Source organism: Parasphingorhabdus sp. (genome assembly GCF_036963805.1).
Lineage (GTDB): Bacteria > Pseudomonadota > Alphaproteobacteria > Sphingomonadales > Sphingomonadaceae > Parasphingorhabdus.
In genome coordinates this window covers 1,088,659-1,105,037 of the sequence record NZ_JBALUN010000001.1, presented here as the reverse complement: position 1 = coordinate 1,105,037, position 16,379 = coordinate 1,088,659, and the positions used below count along the sequence as shown (strand labels likewise).

The 16,379-nt window shown below is 54.8% G+C and carries 22 protein-coding genes; 16 read left to right on the top strand and 6 right to left on the bottom strand.

The window, feature by feature from the left end; genetic code table 11:
* Nucleotides 1-68 precede the first annotated feature (68 nt).
* The 3 genes from hisC to V7676_RS05310 all read left to right on the top strand — a co-directional run bounded on the left by hisC (nt 69) and on the right by V7676_RS05310 (nt 2,349).
* Entirely contained in the window at nt 69-1,175 is a 1,107-nt protein-coding gene (gene hisC, locus V7676_RS05320) for a histidinol-phosphate transaminase (protein ID WP_335658602.1), read from the top strand.
* Nucleotides 1,175-2,083 (top strand): prephenate/arogenate dehydrogenase family protein, encoded by a 909-nt coding sequence (locus V7676_RS05315; protein ID WP_335658601.1) that lies wholly within the window; start codon nt 1,175-1,177, stop codon nt 2,081-2,083. Before hisC ends, V7676_RS05315 begins: the two co-directional genes overlap by 1 nt.
* 119 nt (nt 2,084-2,202) lie before the next feature.
* On the top strand, nt 2,203-2,349 hold the full coding sequence (locus V7676_RS05310) for a hypothetical protein (RefSeq protein WP_335658600.1): 147 nt from the start codon (nt 2,203-2,205) through the stop codon (nt 2,347-2,349).
* 44 nt (nt 2,350-2,393) lie between these two features.
* Here the strand turns inward: V7676_RS05310 and V7676_RS05305 are convergent, their stop codons facing one another.
* Together V7676_RS05305 and V7676_RS05300 are read right to left on the bottom strand one after the other, a co-directional pair.
* Complete coding sequence (locus V7676_RS05305) at nt 2,394-3,056, bottom strand: MBL fold metallo-hydrolase (RefSeq protein ID WP_335658599.1); 663 nt, start codon at nt 3,054-3,056, stop codon at nt 2,394-2,396.
* An 80-nt stretch (nt 3,057-3,136) separates the two neighbouring features.
* Complete coding sequence (locus tag V7676_RS05300) at nt 3,137-3,814, bottom strand: S24 family peptidase (RefSeq protein WP_335658598.1); 678 nt, start codon at nt 3,812-3,814, stop codon at nt 3,137-3,139.
* 152 nt (nt 3,815-3,966) lie between these two features.
* Here V7676_RS05300 and V7676_RS05295 point away from each other — a divergent pair, with 152 nt between their 5' ends.
* Both V7676_RS05295 and V7676_RS05290 read left to right on the top strand, forming a co-directional pair.
* Nucleotides 3,967-4,155 (top strand): hypothetical protein, encoded by a 189-nt coding sequence (locus tag V7676_RS05295; protein ID WP_335658597.1) that lies wholly within the window; start codon nt 3,967-3,969, stop codon nt 4,153-4,155.
* Nucleotides 4,145-4,513, top strand: a complete 369-nt coding sequence (locus tag V7676_RS05290) for a hypothetical protein (protein ID WP_335658596.1) — start codon at nt 4,145-4,147, stop codon at nt 4,511-4,513. The genes V7676_RS05295 and V7676_RS05290 overlap by 11 nt, the downstream gene beginning before the upstream one ends.
* On the opposite strand, the gene V7676_RS05285 is transcribed toward V7676_RS05290, so the two are convergent.
* Both V7676_RS05285 and V7676_RS05280 read right to left on the bottom strand, forming a co-directional pair.
* Entirely contained in the window at nt 4,510-5,523 is a 1,014-nt protein-coding gene (locus V7676_RS05285) for a hypothetical protein (RefSeq protein ID WP_335658595.1), read from the bottom strand. The two genes, V7676_RS05290 and V7676_RS05285, sit on opposite strands and share 4 nt — an antisense overlap.
* Nucleotides 5,507-6,739 carry a TIGR04063 family PEP-CTERM/XrtA system glycosyltransferase gene (locus V7676_RS05280; RefSeq protein ID WP_335658594.1) on the bottom strand — a complete coding sequence of 411 codons (1,233 nt, stop codon included), beginning with the start codon at nt 6,737-6,739 and terminating at the stop codon, nt 5,507-5,509. Before V7676_RS05280 ends, V7676_RS05285 begins: the two co-directional genes overlap by 17 nt.
* Nucleotides 6,740-6,848: 109 nt before the next feature.
* Here V7676_RS05280 and V7676_RS05275 point away from each other — a divergent pair, with 109 nt between their 5' ends.
* The 3 genes from V7676_RS05275 to dgcA are packed head-to-tail and all read left to right on the top strand — an operon-like array spanning nt 6,849 to nt 9,437.
* Nucleotides 6,849-7,019 (top strand): hypothetical protein, encoded by a 171-nt coding sequence (locus V7676_RS05275; protein WP_335658593.1) that lies wholly within the window; start codon nt 6,849-6,851, stop codon nt 7,017-7,019.
* Complete coding sequence (locus V7676_RS05270; RefSeq protein ID WP_335658592.1) at nt 7,012-8,400, top strand: putative O-glycosylation ligase, exosortase A system-associated; 1,389 nt, start codon at nt 7,012-7,014, stop codon at nt 8,398-8,400. Before V7676_RS05275 ends, V7676_RS05270 begins: the two co-directional genes overlap by 8 nt.
* A gap of 56 nt (nt 8,401-8,456) precedes the next feature.
* Nucleotides 8,457-9,437, top strand: coding sequence for an N-acetyl-D-Glu racemase DgcA (gene dgcA, locus V7676_RS05265; protein WP_335658591.1), 981 nt, complete (start codon nt 8,457-8,459; stop codon nt 9,435-9,437).
* Here dgcA and V7676_RS05260 read toward each other — a convergent pair.
* Both V7676_RS05260 and pyk read right to left on the bottom strand, forming a co-directional pair.
* Nucleotides 9,419-9,982, bottom strand: a complete 564-nt coding sequence (locus V7676_RS05260; protein WP_335658590.1) for a manganese efflux pump MntP — start codon at nt 9,980-9,982, stop codon at nt 9,419-9,421. The genes dgcA and V7676_RS05260 overlap by 19 nt on opposite strands.
* 75 nt (nt 9,983-10,057) lie before the next feature.
* Nucleotides 10,058-11,509, bottom strand: coding sequence for a pyruvate kinase (gene pyk, locus V7676_RS05255; RefSeq protein ID WP_335658589.1), 1,452 nt, complete (start codon nt 11,507-11,509; stop codon nt 10,058-10,060).
* A gap of 89 nt (nt 11,510-11,598) precedes the next feature.
* Here pyk and V7676_RS05250 point away from each other — a divergent pair, with 89 nt between their 5' ends.
* From V7676_RS05250 to ruvB, 8 genes are all read left to right on the top strand, one after another.
* Nucleotides 11,599-11,919 carry a DUF1244 domain-containing protein gene (locus tag V7676_RS05250; RefSeq protein ID WP_335658588.1) on the top strand — a complete coding sequence of 107 codons (321 nt, stop codon included), beginning with the start codon at nt 11,599-11,601 and terminating at the stop codon, nt 11,917-11,919.
* A 75-nt stretch (nt 11,920-11,994) separates the two neighbouring features.
* Nucleotides 11,995-12,237, top strand: a complete 243-nt coding sequence (locus V7676_RS05245) for a DUF2312 domain-containing protein (protein ID WP_335658587.1) — start codon at nt 11,995-11,997, stop codon at nt 12,235-12,237.
* Between the two features lie 43 nt (nt 12,238-12,280).
* On the top strand, nt 12,281-12,601 hold the full coding sequence (locus tag V7676_RS05240; protein ID WP_335658586.1) for a heavy metal-binding domain-containing protein: 321 nt from the start codon (nt 12,281-12,283) through the stop codon (nt 12,599-12,601).
* 23 nt (nt 12,602-12,624) lie between these two features.
* Nucleotides 12,625-13,374 (top strand): YebC/PmpR family DNA-binding transcriptional regulator, encoded by a 750-nt coding sequence (locus V7676_RS05235; RefSeq protein ID WP_335658585.1) that lies wholly within the window; start codon nt 12,625-12,627, stop codon nt 13,372-13,374.
* A 5-nt stretch (nt 13,375-13,379) separates the two neighbouring features.
* Nucleotides 13,380-13,967 carry a hypothetical protein gene (locus V7676_RS05230; protein WP_335658584.1) on the top strand — a complete coding sequence of 196 codons (588 nt, stop codon included), beginning with the start codon at nt 13,380-13,382 and terminating at the stop codon, nt 13,965-13,967.
* A 9-nt stretch (nt 13,968-13,976) separates the two neighbouring features.
* Nucleotides 13,977-14,459 carry a crossover junction endodeoxyribonuclease RuvC gene (gene ruvC / locus V7676_RS05225; protein ID WP_335658583.1) on the top strand — a complete coding sequence of 161 codons (483 nt, stop codon included), beginning with the start codon at nt 13,977-13,979 and terminating at the stop codon, nt 14,457-14,459.
* A 122-nt stretch (nt 14,460-14,581) separates the two neighbouring features.
* Nucleotides 14,582-15,187 (top strand): Holliday junction branch migration protein RuvA, encoded by a 606-nt coding sequence (gene ruvA / locus V7676_RS05220; protein ID WP_335658582.1) that lies wholly within the window; start codon nt 14,582-14,584, stop codon nt 15,185-15,187.
* A 100-nt stretch (nt 15,188-15,287) separates the two neighbouring features.
* Entirely contained in the window at nt 15,288-16,328 is a 1,041-nt protein-coding gene (gene ruvB, locus V7676_RS05215; protein ID WP_335658581.1) for a Holliday junction branch migration DNA helicase RuvB, read from the top strand.
* Nucleotides 16,329-16,379 lie beyond the last annotated feature (51 nt).

Sequence of the window (16,379 nt, the reverse complement as noted above, 5' to 3'; positions counted from 1 at the left end):
GCAGTTGACTGGTAAGCTGTGGCGACTAGTTCGGCTCTATATCAAGATATTTGTATAAAGAGACTATTATGGGAAATCTTACTCCGCAGGCAAAAGACTGGATCATGGATATTGCCGCCTATATTCCCGGTAAAGCGGGCAGCAAGGATGGCAAGAAGCTGATTAAAATGTCGGCCAACGAAAATCCCCTGGGTTGCAGCCCGGATGCGAGAGCCGCGATACAGGCGGCTGCAGTCAGTGTAGACCGCTATCCCGATGGCGGTTCCAATGATCTGCGCGCGGCTATCGGCGCCAAATATGGGCTGGACCACAGTCGGATTATCTGTGGTTCGGGATCTGACGATATATTGCAACTGGCGGCCAATGCCTTTTCGGGGCCGGGCGATGAAGTCATCTATGTGCGCTATGGTTTTTCTGTCTATGAGATTGCTGCGAAGCGCTATGGCGGAACGCCGGTCGTCGCGGATGACCGGGATTATGGCACTGATATTGACGCAATACTTGCCAAGGTCACTGACAAGACCAAGCTGGTATATCTCGCCAATCCAAACAATCCGACCGGCACATTCTCCGATGCTTCCGAAATCAAGCGGTTGCACGAAGCGCTGCCCGGCAATGTGTTGCTTGTTTTGGACGGTGCCTATGCCGAATATTTGGATGCAGACGAGGACGACGGCGCGATGGAACTCGCCCAGACGGCGTCCAATGTTCTCGTTACGCGGACCTTCTCCAAAATATACGGCCTAGCCGCAGAACGTATCGGCTGGGGCTATGCCTCTTCCGCGATTATTGATGCATTGAACCGCATCCGGCAGCCGTTTAACGTCACAACCGCCGGACAAGCCGCCGCGCTGGCGGCGCTGGCTGATGAAGATTTTGTCGAAAACAGCCGGACCCATAACAGCAAATGGCGCAGCTGGATGACGGGCGAGATTGAATCGCTCGGCAATCATGGTCTGCGGGTGATACCATCCCACACTAATTTCCTGCTCGTTTTATTTGAAGGGAAGCTGTCGGCCGAAACTGTCAACAATGCGCTGATGGAACATGGCTATGTTGTGCGCTGGCTTCCCGGACAAGGTCTGGGCAATGGCCTGCGTATCACCATCGGGACCGAAGCGGAAAATCTGGGATGCATGGATGCCCTGCGCGAGATTTTGGATAGTGCTGACTGATGCTGCCTTTTTCGAATATTACAATTATCGGCCTCGGGCTGATCGGTTCCTCCATTGCGCATGCTGTGAAAGCCAGCATGCCATCGGTGCGCATCACCGGCTATGATGCTGATCCATCTGTGCGGGCCCGTGTGCTGGAACTTGGTTTCTGTGATGATATTGCCGATAGCGCCGGTGCAGCCGTCATCGATGCCGATCTCGTCATGCTGTGTGTTCCTGTTGGCATGATGGCGGCAATTGCTGAGGAAATCGCGAATGACCTGCCCGAAGACGCGGTTGTCAGCGATGTCGGATCGTCCAAGGGCAGTGTATTAGCGTCGCTATCGGCGGCATTGCCAGGTGCAAGTATCATTCCAGCCCATCCTGTGGCGGGTACCGAACATAGCGGCCCAGATGCCGGTTTTGCGACTTTATTCCATGATCGCTGGTGCATATTGACGCCGCCGGATGATGCGCGAGAAGCAGATATCGAACGGGTACGGGCGTTCTGGGAGAAGTTGGGCGCGAATATCGAGATCATGGATGCAAAACATCATGATCTGGTCCTCGCTGTGACCAGTCACTTGCCGCATCTCATAGCTTATACAATTGTGGGCACAGCATCGGACCTAGAGGATGTTACCAGCAGCGAAGTGATTAAATATTCTGCGGGCGGATTTCGCGATTTCACGCGTATTGCCGCATCGGACCCGACGATGTGGCGGGATGTGTTTATGTCCAATAAAGATGCCGTGCTGGAAATGCTCCAGCGTTTTTCAGAAGACCTGACCGCACTGCAACGGGCCATCCGCTGGGATAAAGGCGATGAGCTTTTTGATCTGTTCACTAAAACCCGCGCTATTCGGAGACAGATTATCGAAGAGGGGCAAGATGATGATGGCCCTGACTTCGGCCGTGTTCGTGAATAGAAGGCGGGATTGACTATTAATTGTCTGGAATTGGACATCTAATCTTGGCTGACTAGCATTATTTTAATCTTTGCTATATATTTACTGCATTGGACCAGAAATAGCAGTGGGGTGAAGTCATGTCGAATGACCATGAAACAAGCGACCAAGAATCCGAGAAACGGAAATCGGACCGGCGTTTGAAGGACGATCCGAACTATACCGGACCGGACCGCCGCAAAGGCGAGCGCCGAAACGGTGATGAAAGAAAAACCTTTCCCGAATAGTCGCTAATCCTGTCAGGATTAGTTTTGTATTATTTAGGCATTTGCTATCGCGCGGCGAGAACATCGTCCGCGACGAAAGCGTTGGTTTTGCGCTCATAGCCAAATTGGCTGGTTGGCCCGTGTCCCGGGATGAAGGTGACATCGTCGCCCAGCGGCCAAAGCTTTTGCGTAATCGCATCAATCAGATCCTGATGATTACCGCGCGGAAAATCTGTACGGCCAATCGAACCCTGAAAAATAACATCTCCGACAACAGCAAGTTTAGACGGCTGGTGATAGAAAATCACATGGCCCGGCGTGTGACCGGGGCAATGGATGACATCGAGTACCAAATCGCCAACGGTCACTTGATCGCCATCATTCAACCAGCGATCGGGAATAAAGCTTTTCGCTTCCATGCCATAGCGCGCGCCGTCGCCGTCGAGTTGCTCGATCCAGAATAAATCATCTTTGTGGGGGCCTTCAATCGGTATCCCTAATTCTTCCGCCAGCATCCCCGCTTGTCCGCAATGGTCAAGATGGCCATGGGTGATGATGATCTTTTCCAGATCAACGCCATGTTCGGCCACCGCAGCCTTGAGCCGCGATAAATCGCCGCCCGGATCACTTAGCGCTGCTTTGTTGGTTTTGGTGCACCAAAGGAGCGTGCAATTTTGCTGGAGCGGCGTAACCGGAATAATCACGGCTTTTAAGGGAGCTTCTGTCATACATGCTATTTGGCGGTGCGACTGCAAAGTTGCAAGGCCGGATAATGATATGAGAAATTCGGGAGGAGGCTTGAAAGCGCTTAAAGTCTCCGGCCTGTCCACACGACACGGCCGATGATATTCACATCCTGCGGCGCAACATCATCCCAATTGGGGTAGCGGCTATTATCGCTGCGGATCGATAATTTTCCAGTGGGCAGCAAGGCAAGCCGCTTCACCAGCAGGACGTCATCCATCCGCAATACATGGATTCCGTCCCTTAACGGACGCTCGGCGGCGCTATGATCGACCATGATGTCATCACCATCGCATAAGGTCGGGTCCATGGAATCGCCATCAACCGAGATGAGCGATAATTTGGCGGGGTCTGTACCGAGTTGTTTCAGCCATTTGGCTCCAAAGGCCATGCTGTTTTCCGGCGTTTCATTATCCGCCAGTGATCCCGGGCCCGCGGATGCACCCAGATCGAGCTGCTTTATCCGCACCATGTCGAAAGGGGCGTCCATGCGCGCGCGCGGCGTCTTGGCCGGAACGGCTGCGCCCAATATCTGCTCATCTACGGCGTAAAATTCTGCGAGCTTCCGCCGATCTTCTTCATCCAGTTTTTTCGGTGTCCCGCGTTTTATATATTGCTGAATATAGGCGGGGTTCTTGCCCAACATCCGCGATAGCGCCGAAAAATCATCGCGATTCTCCTGAATCAACTGCGCCAGATTAGCGCGCGGATCATTGCCGAACTGTGGTTTTGTTTGGGCCATGAGCCGAGTTTACCCCCGATGGCCGAAAATAACAATAGGAAATATCCTAGACATGTAGGAAATTGCATTTCAAATAGGATTTGCCCTATCGCAATCGAGTCGATCTTGGTCTGCCGATAATCAAAGCATCACAGGGAAATGGAGATGAGCCCATGTATTTATTGAGGGAAATAGAAAAATTTTTACGTGAAATGGATATGGCATGGACCAAATTCGGGCGGCTTTCTGTACGCGACCCGCGCTTTGTCGAAGATCTGCGTAATGGACGCCAACCGGGTAAAAAAATTTCACAACGGGCGGAACATTTCATGAACAAATGGAGGGCTGACCATGCAGGATGAAGGGCAGGCCAGTGTTGCCACACCAAAAAGGCGCCGCAGAGACACCGGAGTATTACTGCTCGAACAAATCCAGCGGATCGTAGGATTGGACTTTACGGTGTCGATGGTACGCGAGCGCCCTTGGGCCAGCGTCACATTTTCCGGCACGCGGCATAAAGTTCAGATCAAGCGCTTGGCACAGACTCGCAGTCCAGCCATGACGTCATGGAGCAGAAAAATTGCAGACCATGAATTCACGCTGCCGGGACATTTTGTCGCTGACCTACTGGTCGTTGACGAAACCCGTCAATGCAATAGCTTCACGCTCGAAATACTGACGATCATTGATCCAGTCGCACCGGCCCGCGCCAGAATTTAGCGCTGGGCGGTCATTTTTTCCAATGTTCCCAAAGCGGCCTTTAACGCCGCATCCATATCGGCCTGATGGGCGACGGCTATATCTTCTGGAGATTTTTCGACTTCTTTGAGCGGTGGCGGCGCGGTTACAAAAGCTTCGTTGATCGGGGCCGCGACGGCTGCGGCGACTTCGGCAGGCTGGGTCGGCATTGCATCTACGGGCAATTCTGAAGACAGATCAGCAACAGCAAAGCTTGCTGCTTCGAGCTGTTTCAAGCGGCGCAGGCTGGATTCAAGGCGATCAGTAAGCTGCGCAATGTTAAGGTCCGATAGATTTTCGGTTGGTAGTTCAGCAGCCGGAGCAGGATGAGATTGTTCCGCAATGGCTTCCGAAGTGACCGGTATGTCGGTTTGCAACGGTTCAACCGGTGCAGCATTTTCAGAGGGCTGAATAGCCTCTGAAAGGGGGGGCTGATTTTCGGGCGATTTTTTTGGTGCTGAAAAAATAGACGGCCGCTCCGCGATATCACTTTCGCTGTCCAATTTGCGTAGTTGCGGCAAATCCGCAAGGTCCATCACTCTGGCCTTGTCCGTCTTCGGCTTCTTCAGAAATTTGGTCAGTGATTTAGCGCTAAGCTTTGGCAGGGCGAACCGGCTTTTCTTTGCAACCGCCTGTTCGTTCAGGCCCATCTCAACCGGATGAGCGGCATTAATTTTTTCTCTAAGTGCAACGCCCATATCCGAGCCCCTTTTGTAATTAAGAAATAAGTAAATGGCGGACGCGGACACTAGTCCGGCCATGATAGCGACTAATCCGCGCGCCGTATTGCCCAGCGGCGGTGCAGCAGCGGGTATAATTTCAGAAATCCCGGCGGTGCCGATGATATTTTCCAGAAAGACATGCGGCAATGTGGCGATGATAAGCGCACCGCCAATGCCTGCCGCAACCGCGATTGCGGGCGTTTTAAATCCATTCATATTTTGCTGCGTCTGTTCCACACCAATCTCCGCCATTTCAGGCTGCCCGCTCATAGGATTTATGCGCGATCAACCTTTGGTAAACAGGATCGTAACGTAAAATGTTTGACGACCAGTTACGATTTTTCGAAACAAATTCCCGTGCATTTTCAACAGTTTGGTTCCAGATGGCCGGATTTTTCAGCAATTCGGCCAATTTTTCGGCTATTTTTTTGGGCGATCCTGCCGGAAATAACGTGCCTGTAACCCCGTCTTCGATCAGTTCGCGGTGTCCGCCAATATCCGATGCCGCGACGATTCGGCCCTGTGCCATGGCTTCAAGCGGCTTGAGCGGCGTCACTAATTCGGTCAGCCGCATCGATTTGCGCGGATAAACCATGATGTCCATCAGGCTGTAATAGCGTTCGACTTCTTCATGGGGAACGCGGCCGGTAAATGTAATGGCTGATGCCGCAGGAGAAGCCTCTACCTGTGCCTTGAGCTTTTCCTCCATCGGGCCGCCGCCGACGAGCAAAAGATGTGATTCGGAACAGTGGCTTTGCAGCATCGGCATGGCAGAGATGAGATCATCCAGCCCTTCATAATCATAAAAACTTCCGATGAAGCCGAGCACAGACTTACCCGCGATCCCCAGTTCCCGGCGCAGCGCTTCATCCGGCACGGACGGCTTGCCGAACAGGCTCATGTCGACACCATTGGGCGAAACCGTGATCTTCTCTTTGGCGACGCCGCGTGCAACGAGATCGGTTTTTAGCCCCTCGCAGATGACGGCCACCGCATCGGCGGCGTTTACGACATGGTTTTCCAACTGGCGGGTGAGCCAGTATCGTGGACTGCCTTCGCGGCCGGTGCCATTACCGACGGCGGCATCTTCCCAGAAGGCCCGAATTTCATAAAGCAACGGCAGGCCGGCTTTTTGCGCGACTCGCAATGCGGCCAATCCGTTTAATACGGGGGAGTGGGCGTGCAGCACATCGGGTCGCCATTCGCGGACAACCTCTGCGATTCTGTCCGCAAATACCGATATTTCACGCCATTCCCGAACCGGTGACGGGCCTTGCACATTGGTCAATGTTCGAAAAAAGTCGAGGCCGTCTGCCTGTTCCAACAGTGCTTGTGCTTCATAACCATGCTGGTCCTGCCGGACACCGGTTACGCCCGCAACTTGCAGGCCGCTGGCGATCTGCGCTTTCATAATAGCCCGCGTGCGGAAACAATATCCGCTGTGCAGGGGCAGGCTGTGATCCAATATATGTAGAATCCGTGTCATGGCGTAAGTAGTTGCCCGAAAAAGATTAACGGTCCGTCAACCATAAGCCTGTATCGCACGCCTATAGTGTTATGAATCTAATGCACGAGTTGAGGCCGCCTAACCCTTTATGATCGATAATTTTTCCATCGCTCTGACACATGGTCTGCTGCTGATCGCGGTATGGAGGTTGATTCATCGTCCCGATCTGGATCATGAAGACCCGCCGGAACCGGATGCAGAGCCAGAGGGCTTCCACGCCAGACGAATCCAATCAGGGCAGGGCAAGCCCGATGCGTGATCTGGTTTTTGTCGCCTATCTGCTGGCGCTGTTGTTGCTGGCCTTCAAGCGGCCGTTTATCTTTACGTTGGTCTATGCCTATATTGACATCGTCGCTCCCCAGCGGCTGAGCTATTTTCTGCTCAACTCGGTTCCCTTGTCGCTGATTGTATTCGGCATGGCGTTTCTCGGTTATCTGATCTCGGATGACAAGAAAGACAGCCGCTTTTCGGTGCGGCAGGGCGTGATGGTGCTGCTGCTGCTCTATTGTGGCTATACGACGTTTCAGGGGGCTTTGCCCGAAGCTGCGATGGAAAAATGGGACTGGGTCTGGAAGGCGATCGTCTTTGCCATTTTCCTTCCCCTCACTTTACGGACCAAATTGCGGATCGAGGCGTTGACGCTGTTCATGGTGCTCTGCGCCGGCACATTGATTATTACCGGCGGGATAAAGACGCTGGGTTCCGGCGGCGGTTACGGTGTGCTGGTCCTGCTTATCGATGACAATGCCGGTCTATATGAAGGTTCGATTATCTCGATGGTGGCAATTGCGATCATTCCTTTAATGCTGTGGCTTTCGAAATTCGGTACGATATTTCCGCCTGACTGGCGGGTTAAATATTTCACGATGGCCTTGGTATTTGCCTCTCTGCTGATTCCCGTCGGGACACAGGCTCGTACTGGATTAGTATGTATTGGCGTATTGGCCGTGTTGCAGCTGCGTTTTGTCAAATATCGTTTTCTCTATGCCGGCGTGGCGGTCGCCGTTGGATTGGCGGCGATCCCGTTCTTGCCGCAAAGCTTTTCCGAACGGATGGGGACAATCCAAAATTATGAAGCCGATGAATCCGCCTCTACCCGTATCGCGGTCTGGGAATGGACCATCGAATATGTCAAAGCCAATCCCATGGGAGGCGGGTTTAATGCCTATATGCTCAATAAGCTGACCTATGAACTGGCGCCGGACAAGCAGGCGCCTGATCAAGAATTTGAATATGAGCTGGAAGATGACGGCCCGATCGAAGTAGTCGACGAAGGCCGCGCTTATCATAGCAGCTATTTCGAGATGCTGGGCGAACAGGGCTACCCCGGTCTGGCTATGTGGTTGTTCATTCATCTGGGCGGTATTTGGCGGATGGAAGTGTTGCGGCGGCGCTATCAACACAGCAAGAAACAGAGCGAGGCATGGGTCGCCCCGCTCGCCATTGCGCTGGAAAATGCGCATATCATTTATATGGTCGGGTCGTTGTTCGTCGGCATCGCGTTCCAGCCTTTTGTCTATATGCTCGTGGCGCTGCAGATTGGCCTTGATACCTATATGAGCCGCCGTGCGCAGGAAGCAAAATGGAGCCCGATTGCCAAGGCGCTGCCCACAGCCAAATGGTCACAGGCTGCATCCTGATTCCGGTTCGCTCATAAAGCAGATGACAGTGGATTTTCTTCCGCTACCATCGCGCCATGACATTATCTGTATCCGCTTCTATGGAGCGATGGCCCGTCAAAGGGGCTTTTATCATCAGCCGCGGTGCGAAGATGCACGTAGATGTTATCATATGCCATGTGGGCGATGGCACGCACAGCGGAACCGGAGAAGCGACGCCTATTTATTATGAAGGCGAAACGGCGGAAAGCTGCATTGCGGACATAGAGACATTCGCCCGCACCCATGATCATTTCGACCGGCAAATATTGCTCGACGAGATGCAGAGAGGGGCAGCCCGCAACGCATTGGACTGCGCCCTTTGGGACCTCGAATGTCAACAACAGGGCCAGCCGCTATGGCGGCAAGCCGCCTTGCCGGAGCCGCGCCCGCTGACCTCCGCTTTTACGATTTCCCTCGGTGATCCGGCGAAGATGGAGGCTGATGCCCGCGCCGCTTCGGGCATCCATAGCATGCTGAAATTGAAATTATCCGGCAGCAATGATCATGAGCGGGTCGCCGCTGTCCATCGCGGCGCGCCCGATGCGCGGCTGATCGTCGATGCGAACGAGAGTTGGAATGACCTTGATATCGCCGAAGAAGCGACCCTGTTGGCACAGTGGGGTGTCGAGCTGATCGAACAGCCGGTGAGCGCCGGTCGGGATGATCTGCTTGCCCATGTCCGCTCGCCGATTCCATTTTGCGCCGACGAAAGCTGCCACACCGCTGCCGATGTTCCGCGCCTCGCGCCTTATTATCAGGCTGTGAATATCAAACTCGACAAGGCCGGCGGCTTGACCGAGGCGATTCTGATTGCCGATGCCGCTGACAAGGCGGGCCTGAAATTAATGGTTGGCTGTATGCTCTCGACCTCGCTCGCGATCCGCCCCGCCTTCGCGCTGGCCCAGCGTGCGACATGGGTTGATCTCGATGGACCGCTTTTGTTGGCCAAGGACCGGCCGGATGCCATGCGCTTTGCGGGCGGGCAGGTTATGTTGGATCACATGCCGAAAAACTGATGTTCGACGAAAATTTTTATCCCCAACGCGATAAGAATGAAACCGCCAGCAATTTCGGCAAATTTCCCGACGCGGGAACTTGCGATGCCGCCGATGAACACGCCTGCGACGGACAATATTGCCGTTACCGCCCCGATGATGATGCAGGTCCATAAAACCGGCAGGTTGAGCGTAGGGAAAGTGATACCGGCCGCCAAAGCATCAATGCTCGTCGCCACTGCAGCCGTTGTCAGCGCCCATCCCGAAAGATTTATGGCGGGGCCATCCTCGGCCCCTCCGCGTGCTTCCCAAAACATTTTAAGCCCAAGCCCGCAGAGCAGGATGAGCGCGATCCAATGACCAAACGAAGCGATTTGGGTAGCGAATGAGTTTCCCAGCACCCAACCGAAAAAAGGCATTAGTAGCTGGGCCCCGCCGAACGCTGCACCCGTCCGGAACGCATTGAACGTCGATTTATGTCCCGCAGCACCTTGCGCGACTGCGACAGCAAACGCGTCCATCGCCAGCCCGATTGCTAGCAATAAGATGACAACAAGATTTTCCATAAGGCGCGGCTTTCAAATAATCATGAGATATTGCAACGGCTAAAACGGACGCCAAATCTATGACAAACTGGCCGTTCAGCTGCGTTTCAATTCATCCCCGGCAAGCCGCACGACATGCAGCAGGTTGGTTGATCCCGGCGTCCCAAAAGGCACGCCCGCACAGATGATCAATCGCGATCCTGCTTCGCCCAATTTGTGGCGCAGCGCCATGCGTTTGGCTTTGGCGATCATCTCTTCAAAGTTGCTGACATCACGGGTGACGACGGCATGGGCACCCCATAACAGCCCGACGCGCCGCGCAGTGTGGCGGTCCGGAGTCAGTACCAGCAAGGGCACCGACGGACGTTCGCGGGCCATGCGGCGCGCTGTTGAGCCGGATTTGGTGAAACAGACAATGGCTGACGTCTTGACTGTCCGGGCAATATTATAGCTGGCTGCGGCCAGAGCATCGGCGGTTGTTTCATCCGGCACAGTTTCGGTGAAATGCACACGCTCTGCATAGGACGGGTCGCTTTCGACCTGCTTGGCAATGCGGTCCATCATGGTCGCGGCTTCAATCGGCCAGTCGCCCACGGCGGATTCTGCCGATAGCATGATGGCGTCAGCACCGTCATAAATAGCAGTCGCCACGTCCGATACTTCGGCGCGGGTGGGAGTGGGCGATGTAATCATAGATTCCAGCATCTGGGTTGCCACGACAACCGGTCGGCCGAGTTTACGGGCCGCTGCTACAATGCGTTTCTGCAAGGGCGGCACTTGTTCGGGCAGCAATTCGACGCCCAGATCGCCGCGCGCGACCATGACCGCGTCGGACAATTCCAATATTTCCTCTAGCCGGTCGATCGCGGCCGGTTTTTCAATCTTTGCCAGCAAGGCTGCCTTGCCGCCAATCAGTCGCCTTGCCTCCGCGACATCTTCGGGGCGCTGGACGAAGCTCAGTGCGATCCAGTCGACGTCCTGTTCGAGTGCGAAGGTTAAGTCCTTACGGTCTTTGTCGGTAAGGGAACTGACGGGCAGCACGACTTCGGGTACATTCACGCCTTTGCGGTCCGATATCGGCCCGCCGACAATCACCTTGGTCTCGACGCTTTTTCCATCGGACTTGGTTACTTCCAGCCGGATTTTACCGTCATCGAGCAATAATGTGTGGCCGGGTTGCAGCGTTTCGATAATTTCACGGTGGGGAAGATTGACGCGCTGGGCATCGCCTTTGGCCTTTTCCAGATCAAGCGTAAATTTAGCACCGGTTTTCAACATGACCGGCGGATTTGCAAAAACACCGATGCGCAATTTCGGCCCCTGCAAATCGGCAAGGATGGTTATCGGGCGGCCGACTTTTCTTTCCAGCGAGCGGATGGAGGTCACATTCGCGGCATGGGCCTTATGCTCGCCGTGGCTCATATTCATGCGAAACGCATCGACGCCTGCTTTATACATTTTTTCGATCATCTCGGGGCTGCCGCTAGCAGGGCCGAGCGTCGCGAGAACCTTTACTTTGCGGTCGCGGGAGAACATATGCGATGCCATCGAAAATTCCTGTATTGGTGCTAAAATTATCGGCGCTGATAGCGCCAAATCATGACAGGATAAAAACAAAAAGCAACGGAAGCATTTTTATGAGTGAAGAAATTACCGACGCCGCTGCGGCGGCCGCTTTCCGGCGGCTGGTCAAGCATTTGCAGCACCGTCATGACGCGGAAAATATCGATCTGATGGGGCTAGCCGGTTTTTGCCGCAATTGTTTGGCCGATTGGGTGATGGAGGCGACCAATGAAGCGGCCAACAAAACAGGCGATGACATGACCAAAGAGGAAGCACGGCAGGCGATACATGGCATGGCACCTGGGGAATGGAAGAAAAAATACCAGACCGAAGCCACTCCGGAACGGCTGAAGCGGATGAAGGAAAGCGTAGCCAAAAACGCGCCTAGCAATTAATGCCGGGGCCGATTAAAGCCACAACACGAATCTATACACGATATTTTAAACACACCATTTCTGGGGAATTTGAATATGAGCGAAGGCAATGTCGCCGCAGACCAGCTGCGTCTTTTTATTGAGCGTATCGAGCGGCTGGAAGAAGAGAAAAAAGGCATGGCGGACGATATTCGCGATGTTTATTCCGAAGCGAAATCACAAGGCTATGACGCCAAAATCATGCGCCAGATTGTCCGTCTTCGCAAAATGGAAGCCCATGACCGTCAGGAAATGGAAGCGATACTCGACACCTATAAGTCGGCGCTTGGTTTGGCTTGATCAATAGGCTAATAATAGCCGACTAGCGGCGGGAGCTGAGAAAATGATTGTTACCACAACCCCCAGTATCGAAGGACGCGCGATACGCGATTATCGCGGCATCGTTATTGGCGAGGTGATTGTCGGTGCCAATCTTTTCCGTGACCTGTTTGCCAGCATTACGGATATTGTGGGTGGACGCTCCGGCAAATATGAGAATGTCTTGAAACGCGCGCGGGACGAGGCTTTGCAGGAAATGGAAGCCGAGGCCGCGAAGGTCGGGGCCAATGCCGTGGTTGGGGTTGATCTTGACTATGAAGTTGTCGGAGACAAAGGATCCATGTTGATGGTATCCGCATCCGGAACCGCAGTCATCGTAGAATGATTAGATTGGAAGTTTGAGGGAATATGGCAGGCCATAGTAAATTTAATAATATCAAGCACCGTAAGGGCGCGCAGGATAAAAAGCGTTCGGCGCAATTTTCGAAACTCAGCCGCGAAATCACCGTGGCGGCGAAATCAGGCATGCCTGATCCCGACATGAACCCGCGTTTGCGGCTGGCGGTGAACAACGCCAAAGCGGTTTCCATGCCGAAAGACGGCATTCAACGCGCGATCGACAAGGCGTCGGCCAATGAAGGCGATGATTATAACGAAGTGCGCTACGAAGGCTTTGGCCCCGGCGGTGTCTCCTTGATCGTTGAGACGCTGACCGACAATACCAATCGTACCGTGACCAATGTCCGCACGATATTCTCGCGCAATGGCGGCAATATGGGGGAGACCGGTTCGGTATCCCATGGCTTTGCACGGGTCGGCTATATCACCTATCCCGCCAGTGCCGGTGACGAGGAAAAAGTTCTCGAAGCGGCGATGGACGCTGGGGCAGAGGATATTTCTTCCGATGAGGACGGCCATGAAATCTGGACCGCCATGGAAGATTTGCACGAAGTGGCTGGTGCTCTCGAAAAATCGCTCGGTGAAGCATCAAGTGTAAAGCTGGCATGGAAGCCGTCGGTTGAAGTGGAAGTCGATGAAGCGCAGGCAGAAGTCTTGCTGAACCTGATCGACGCGCTGGAGGATGATGATGACGTCCAGACCGTCCACGGCAATTACAGCGTATCCGACGAGATTATGGAAAAATTGAGCGGGGCATAAACCACGTGCGATGGGCTGAAGCAGCAATTGCAGTCGGTTCATTTGTCATGCTGTCTGCTTGCTCTCTAAACGCACCTGTCGCTGAGAGGGAAGCTGAACCGCCGCGCGAAATGGCGGCGGCATCTCTTTGTGCGCCGGATGAAGAGACGCTTTATTACTGCCCCCATCTTCCGTTCGAAACGGTGAGCATGTGTCTGGGCGATAAAAATATCAGCCATCGGACAGGATTACCGGATACGGACGACCCCGACGCGCACGATATGATTATCAGCTCTGATGCCAATTGGTCCAATATCCATTTGGGCCATGTCACCGGCGGCGGGGGCGGACACCAGAAACATGTCCGGTTCACCGCACCTGACGGAAAAAATTTCCTGATTCTGGAAGGCGCGCCGGGGCAATATCATGACGGACCCAGCGGTCCTTGGAATGGCGTTACAGTCGTTGCCCCGGACGGTGAAGAGAAAGGCTGGCTATGTAAAGCCGGTGCCGTTTTGACGCCTGACTGGTTCGACCTGATTGCCAAACGCGCGCCTGTCGATCTGCAATCGCTGATGGAAGAAGAAGGCAGTAGATTTGATGGCTGGTACTAGGGGCTGGTCATGATAATTTTGGGTCTCGACCCCGGTTTGGGCACGACCGGCTGGGGCGTAATAAGCTCCGAAGGTAACCGGCTGTCGCACATCGCCAATGGCCAGATAAAGACCGATCCGAAAATGCAGCTGGCGAGCCGCTTGCTGAAGCTCGACCTTGAGCTGACCGACATCATGCTGGAATATCGGCCCGATGCTGCGGCGGTCGAGGAAGTGTTCGTCAATTCCAATCCGCAAAGCACATTAAAGCTCGGGCAGGCGCGCGGGGTCGTGCTGCTGGGGGCGTCCCGATCTGGTCTTGAAGTGGGTGAATATGCGGCGCGGGCGGTCAAAAAATCGGTTGTCGGCGTGGGCAAGGCGGACAAGGATCAGGTGCAGGCGATGATCAAGATTTTGCTGCCGGGCGTGAAGCTGGCGGGCGCTGATGCCGCCGATGCTTTGGCCGTGGCGATTACCCATGCGCATCTGCGCGGGGCACATCGCGGGCGGTGATTTCTCAATCTTCGTCATACTGAACTCGGTTCAGGATCCACAGCGACACCACGAAACGCTTGCATATTTACGCCCCGGATGCTGAATCAAGTTCAGCATGACGAAAAGGCATAATTAACCCCATGATTGCAAAACTCACCGGCATAATCGACGAAATCGGCACGGATAATATCGTGCTGGACGTGCAGGGCGTCGGCTATCTGGTGTTCGCCTCCACCCGCACCATCAACGCCATTGGCGGCGTGGGCGACGGCGCGACTATCTATACGCAAATGCAGGTCAGCGAGACCGACATGCGGCTGATGGGCTTTGCCAGCGGGTCGGAACGCGATTGGTTCCGGCTATTGATTTCGGTGCAGGGCGTGGGCGGCAAAGTGGCTTTGGCGATCCTCTCCGCACTGGAACCGGGCGAAATTTCGCGCGCGATTGCGACGGGCGACAAAGCCATGGTCGCGCGCGCCAATGGCGTTGGGCCGAAACTGGCACTGCGGATCGTCAACGAACTGAAAGACAAGGTCGGCGGCATCGCGACCGATCCGGTTGTCGGCGCTAGCGGGGTTGTCCACGCACCGTCCAACAACAGCGCGGATGCGGTAAGCGCGCTCCAGAATTTAGGTTTTAAACCGGCGGAAGCCAGCGCAGCAGTTGCGGCGGCAGATGCCGAGGCTGGTGACGGCGTGACATTGGATGCGCTGGTCCGGCTGGCGTTGAAGAAGGCGGCACGGTGATGACGGGTGTGAAATTCACTCGTCACCCTGAACTTGTTTCAGGGTCTCCTCCGGCCATCAACCCTTGCCATTCCCCGCGAGATGCTGAAACGGGTTCAGCATGACGAGTGATGGAACAGATGGCGACCGGATGATATCGGCGGAACGCAAAGTCGAAGACATCGATGCGGCGCTGCGTCCCAAATCGCTCGATGAATTTATCGGGCAGGAAGCGGCGCGCGGGAACTTGCGGGTGTTTATCGAGGCGGCGAAGGGCCGTAGCGAGGCGCTTGATCATGTGTTGTTCTTTGGTCCGCCGGGACTGGGCAAGACCACATTGGCGCAAATCATCGCACGGGAACTGGGCGTTGGTTTTCGTGCGACATCCGGCCCAGTCATTGCCAAGTCCGGTGATCTGGCGGCGCTGCTGACCAATCTTGAAGAGGGCGATGTGCTCTTCATCGACGAGATTCACCGGCTCAATCCGGTGGTCGAGGAAATATTATATCCCGCGATGGAAGACCGCGCGCTCGACCTGATTATCGGCGAAGGCCCTTCGGCGCGTAGTGTGCGGATTGATCTGCCTGCCTTTACCCTCATCGGCGCGACCACGCGGCAGGGCCTGCTCACCACGCCGCTGCGCGACCGTTTCGGCATACCGGTGCGGCTCAATTTCTATTCGACCGAGGAACTGGAAAAAGTCGTCCACCGCGCCGCCCGCTTGCTGGGTCTCGACATCGCCCCCGATGGCGCGACCGAAGTCGCTCGTCGTGCGCGCGGGACGCCGCGGATCGCGGGGCGTCTGCTTCGCCGGGTTCGTGATTTCGCCAATGTTGCCGGAACGACCATTGTTGATAAGAAAACCGCTGATGAATCGCTCACCCGTCTGGAGGTGGACAGCATCGGTCTTGATGCCATGGACCGGCGTTATCTCCATATGATTGCGGATATTTATAAAGGCGGTCCGGTGGGCGTGGAAACGCTTGCTGCCGGTCTGTCCGAACCGCGTGATACGGTCGAGGAGGTTATTGAACCCTATCTCATCCAGCTCGGGCTGATTGCACGAACCGCGAGAGGCCGCGCGCTGAATGATCGCGGATGGCAGCATCTCGGAATGAAGCCGCCCGCTGGTAAGGAAGTTGACGGCCAGTTGTTCGACTAGGCTTCAAGCGGCCCAAGTAAATCTGAGGATGGGAGAGAGCCTTTGCCCCCT

Coding starts and splice junctions, on each gene's coding strand:
- hisC (WP_335658602.1), top strand. CDS start 69: ATGGGAAATCTTACTCCGCAGGCAAAAGACTGGATCATGGATATTGCC.
- V7676_RS05315 (WP_335658601.1), top strand. CDS start 1,175: ATGCTGCCTTTTTCGAATATTACAATTATCGGCCTCGGGCTGATCGGT.
- V7676_RS05310 (WP_335658600.1), top strand. CDS start 2,203: ATGTCGAATGACCATGAAACAAGCGACCAAGAATCCGAGAAACGGAAA.
- V7676_RS05305 (WP_335658599.1), bottom strand. CDS start 3,056: ATGACAGAAGCTCCCTTAAAAGCCGTGATTATTCCGGTTACGCCGCTC.
- V7676_RS05300 (WP_335658598.1), bottom strand. CDS start 3,814: ATGGCCCAAACAAAACCACAGTTCGGCAATGATCCGCGCGCTAATCTG.
- V7676_RS05295 (WP_335658597.1), top strand. CDS start 3,967: ATGTATTTATTGAGGGAAATAGAAAAATTTTTACGTGAAATGGATATG.
- V7676_RS05290 (WP_335658596.1), top strand. CDS start 4,145: ATGCAGGATGAAGGGCAGGCCAGTGTTGCCACACCAAAAAGGCGCCGC.
- V7676_RS05285 (WP_335658595.1), bottom strand. CDS start 5,523: ATGAGCGGGCAGCCTGAAATGGCGGAGATTGGTGTGGAACAGACGCAG.
- V7676_RS05280 (WP_335658594.1), bottom strand. CDS start 6,739: ATGACACGGATTCTACATATATTGGATCACAGCCTGCCCCTGCACAGC.
- V7676_RS05275 (WP_335658593.1), top strand. CDS start 6,849: ATGATCGATAATTTTTCCATCGCTCTGACACATGGTCTGCTGCTGATC.
- V7676_RS05270 (WP_335658592.1), top strand. CDS start 7,012: ATGCGTGATCTGGTTTTTGTCGCCTATCTGCTGGCGCTGTTGTTGCTG.
- dgcA (WP_335658591.1), top strand. CDS start 8,457: ATGACATTATCTGTATCCGCTTCTATGGAGCGATGGCCCGTCAAAGGG.
- V7676_RS05260 (WP_335658590.1), bottom strand. CDS start 9,982: ATGGAAAATCTTGTTGTCATCTTATTGCTAGCAATCGGGCTGGCGATG.
- pyk (WP_335658589.1), bottom strand. CDS start 11,509: ATGGCATCGCATATGTTCTCCCGCGACCGCAAAGTAAAGGTTCTCGCG.
- V7676_RS05250 (WP_335658588.1), top strand. CDS start 11,599: ATGAGTGAAGAAATTACCGACGCCGCTGCGGCGGCCGCTTTCCGGCGG.
- V7676_RS05245 (WP_335658587.1), top strand. CDS start 11,995: ATGAGCGAAGGCAATGTCGCCGCAGACCAGCTGCGTCTTTTTATTGAG.
- V7676_RS05240 (WP_335658586.1), top strand. CDS start 12,281: ATGATTGTTACCACAACCCCCAGTATCGAAGGACGCGCGATACGCGAT.
- V7676_RS05235 (WP_335658585.1), top strand. CDS start 12,625: ATGGCAGGCCATAGTAAATTTAATAATATCAAGCACCGTAAGGGCGCG.
- ruvC (WP_335658583.1), top strand. CDS start 13,977: ATGATAATTTTGGGTCTCGACCCCGGTTTGGGCACGACCGGCTGGGGC.
- ruvA (WP_335658582.1), top strand. CDS start 14,582: ATGATTGCAAAACTCACCGGCATAATCGACGAAATCGGCACGGATAAT.
- ruvB (WP_335658581.1), top strand. CDS start 15,288: ATGACGAGTGATGGAACAGATGGCGACCGGATGATATCGGCGGAACGC.